Origin of the sequence: Streptomyces aurantiacus, from assembly GCF_001418335.1 — a bacterium.
GTDB lineage: Bacteria > Actinomycetota > Actinomycetes > Streptomycetales > Streptomycetaceae > Streptomyces > Streptomyces aurantiacus.
In genome coordinates this window covers 1-3577 of record NZ_LIPP01000305.1, presented here as the reverse complement: position 1 = coordinate 3577, position 3577 = coordinate 1, and the positions used below count along the sequence as shown (strand labels likewise).

General features: G+C 72.3%; 1 protein-coding gene. It reads right to left on the bottom strand.

What is annotated here, in order from left to right; translation table 11 throughout:
• A partial coding sequence (locus tag AOK01_RS32240) for a type I polyketide synthase (RefSeq protein WP_157871567.1) occupies nt 1-3577 on the bottom strand: 3577 nt, incomplete at both ends.

Here is a 3577-nt window from a genome sequence, read left to right as displayed (position 1 = left end):
TTCGACGGACCATGCGGCGCCGTCAAACCATTACTCGCACCGTCCTGATTCACCGCCGAACCCCGCACCACACCCAACACCCGACGACCATGACGACGCGCATCCGAAAGGCGCTCCAGAAGGAGTACGCCGACGCCTTCGCCCCAGCCCGTGCCGTCGGCCGCGGCGGCGAACGGCTTGCAGCGACCGTCCGGGGCCAGGCCGCGCTGGCGCGAGAAGCCGGTGAACACCTCGGGTGTGGCCATGACGGTGACACCGCCCGCGACGGCGAGATCGCACTCACCCTGCCGCAGCGCCTGCGCCGCCAGATGAATCGACACCAACGACGACGAACACGCCGTATCGACCGTCACCGCCGGACCCTCCAGGCCCAAGGTGTAGGCCACCCGGCCTGAGACCACGCTGCCGGAACCGGCCAGCATGGAGTAGCCCTCCAACTGGGCGTCCTGGCCGCCGGCCAGTCCTGCCGCGTAGTCGTGGTACATCACACCCACGTACGTACCGGTCAGACTGCCCTTCAACGTCGTCGGATCAATACCCGCGCGCTCGAACACCTCCCAGGACGCTTCGAGAAGCAGCCGCTGCTGCGGGTCCATCGCCAACGCCTCACGCCGATTGATCCCGAAGAACGCCGCGTCGAAGTCACCCGCGTCGGGCAGGAAGGCTCCTTCGTTGGCGTAGCTGGTGCCGGGGTGGTCCGGGTCGGGGTGGAAGAGGCGTTCCAGGTCCCAGCCGCGGTCCGTCGGAAACGCACCGATCGTGTCCACACCCGCACTGACCAGATCCCACAAACCCTCCGGCGAAGTCACACCCCCGGGGTACTTGCAGGCCATGGAGACGATCGCCACCGGGTCGTCCGTCCCTGCCATCGGGAGTGCGGCAGGGGCGGCGGGGGTCGCGGTCCGGCCGCTCAGGCGAGTGCTCAGGTAGGCGGCAAGGGTCTGCGGGGTGGGGTGGTCGAAAACCATCGTGGCGGGCAGGCGCAGGCCGCTGACCGCCGAGAGACGGTTGCGCAGTTGCACCGCCGTGAGCGAATCGAAGCCCAAGTCCTTGAAGTTGGCCTCGGTGCGCACGTCGGCCGCCGAGCGGTGGCCGAGCACCGCCGCGACGCATTCGCGCACGACGTCGGTGACGGCGGCCCGGCGCCCGGACTCGTCCAGGCCTGCGAGCCGTGTCTCCAACTCGGCTTGGTCCACGGCGGAGTCGGCCGCCGCCCTGCGACGGGTCCGCCCCGCGAGGTTCCGCAGGATCGCGGGCACGGTGTCCCCTGCAAGGCCGCGTACGTCGACACCGGCCGCGACCACCAGTGCCGTGTCCGCGGTGTCCGCGGTGGCGCGCGACGCGTCGAGGAGTGCCAGGCCCTGCTCGTCCAGAAGCGGCTTCAGGCCGCCGGCGCGCAGTCGCGCCAGGTCGGCGTCGTCCAGGTGGCGGGTCATGGCGCTGCTGCGCGCCCACAGCCCCCAGGCGATGGACAGGCCGGGCAGACCGGCGTTGCGGCGTCGGGCGACCAGGGCGTCCACGAAGGCGTTGGCGGCGGCGTATCCGGCCTGGCCCGCGTTGCCGAGGACGCCTGCGGCGGAGGAGAACATCACGAACAGGCCCAGCGGCAGGCGAGAGGTGGCCGCGTCCAGATTCGCCGCGACGGATGCCTTGGCGGCCCACACCCTGGCCAGCTGGTCGGACGTCTGCGCGGTCACCACCGCGTCGTCCAGCACACCGGCGGCGTGGATGACACCGGTCAGGGGGTGCGCCGGGTCGACCGACCCGACCAGATCGGCGGCGGCCCGCTCGTCCGTCAGGTCGGCGGCGACGATTCGCACCGTGGCCCCGAGTCCGGTCAGTCGGTCGGCAAGGTCACGGGCGTCCGGCGCGTCTGGTCCCTGGCGGCTGACGAGCAGCAGGTGCCGCACCGACCAGGCGCGGACGATGTGTTCGGCGACGAGGCCGCCCATCATGCCTGTGCCGCCCGCGATCAATACGGTGCCGTCGGGGTCGAGAGCCGCGCCGGAGTCGGTGGAGGTCGTGGGGAGAGTGGCGCGTGTGAGGCGGGGGGCCTTCGGTTGTCCCGCGCGCACGGCCAGTTGCGGCTCCCCGGTGGCGAGGGCCCACGCGACGCTCGCCCGGTCCGTGCCGTGGTCGGTGTCCAAGAGGACGAAGTGGTCCGGGTGTTCGGCCTGTGCGCTGCGTAGCAGTCCCCACAGGGCGGCGGCAGGGATGTCGACGGGCGCGGGGTTCCGGCCGTCGTCAGCCGGTACCTCCACCGCGTGGTGTGTGATCAGTACGAGCCTGGCTTCGGCGAGGCGAGGTTCGGCGAGCCAGTCCTGCACCAGGTGCAGGGCACGCTCGGCGCCCGCCCGGCCACACGCGTCGACCGTTCCCTCGGGACCGTGGGGTCCATCGGGTCCGCCTGGCGTGGCGGCGGTCTCGACGAGGACGGTCGCGGGGACGTGTGCCCCACCGTCCAGCGCGGTCAGCAGAGCCGTCAGATCGGGGTGCCGGGGCATGTCCGCTCCGGCCCAGGCCGGTGAGTCCTGGCCGAGCATCACCCAGTCGTCGCCGCTCTCCTCCACGGCTGCCGGAGGCACGGCGGTCCACTCCACGGTGAACAATCCGTTGATGCCGCTGCCCGCCTTGCCTGCCGAGCGCAGCAACTCGGGGTCGGCGGGACGCAGCGCCAGGGAGTCCGCGCTCAGCACCGGCGCTCCGGCGGCGTCGGTCACCGTCACTCGCAGCCCTGCCCCGTCCTCCGCCCCCTCTTCCTCGTACGGGGACAGACGTACCCGCACCGTGGTGGCACCGGTGGCCCACAGGGACACCCCGTTCCACGCGAACGGCAGGCGAAGGTCTCCCGCGTCCCCGGGGGCGTTCCGGTCGAGCAGCAGAGCCGGATGCAGCGCGGCGTCCAGCAGTACGGGGTGGATACCGAAGCCGTCGTGCGCACCCGCCTGTTCGGGCAGCGTCACCTCGGCCAGCAGGTCACTGCCGTGCCGCCACACGGCGCGCAGGCCCTGGAACGACGGGCCGTACTGATAGCCCGCCGATGCCGCCCGCTCGTAGAGATCACCGATCTGCACCGGCTCGGCTCCCGCCGGGGGCCACTGCCCGCGCAGCCCGTCCGGCGTTTCATCGGACTCGGGGCTCAGCACGCCGACCGCATGACACGACCATCCCTCGTCCTGGCGCAGTTCCTCGTCGGCGTCCAGGCGGGAGAAGACGCGCACCTCGCGTCGGCCGCCCCGCTCGTCCGCCGCGCCGACGACCACCTGGACCTGCAGACCCCCGGAGCCAGGCAGCACCAAGGGCGCCTGGAGCGTCAGTTCCTCAAGGGTGGGGCAGCCCGCCTCTTCGGCCGCCTGCAACGCCCACTCGACCAGGGCCGCACCGGGTACGAGCGTCGTGCCCGCCACCGCATGGTCGGCGAGCCAGCCGGCGCCACCGGACACCGCGAGCCGCCCGGTCAGCACGAGCGCGCCGTCGGCCAGACCGAGGACCGCGGGCAACAGCGCGTGCTCAAGCCGCCGCAGCCCTGCGGACCGCACGTCTCCGACGCCATCCACCTCCAGCCAGTAGTGCTGGT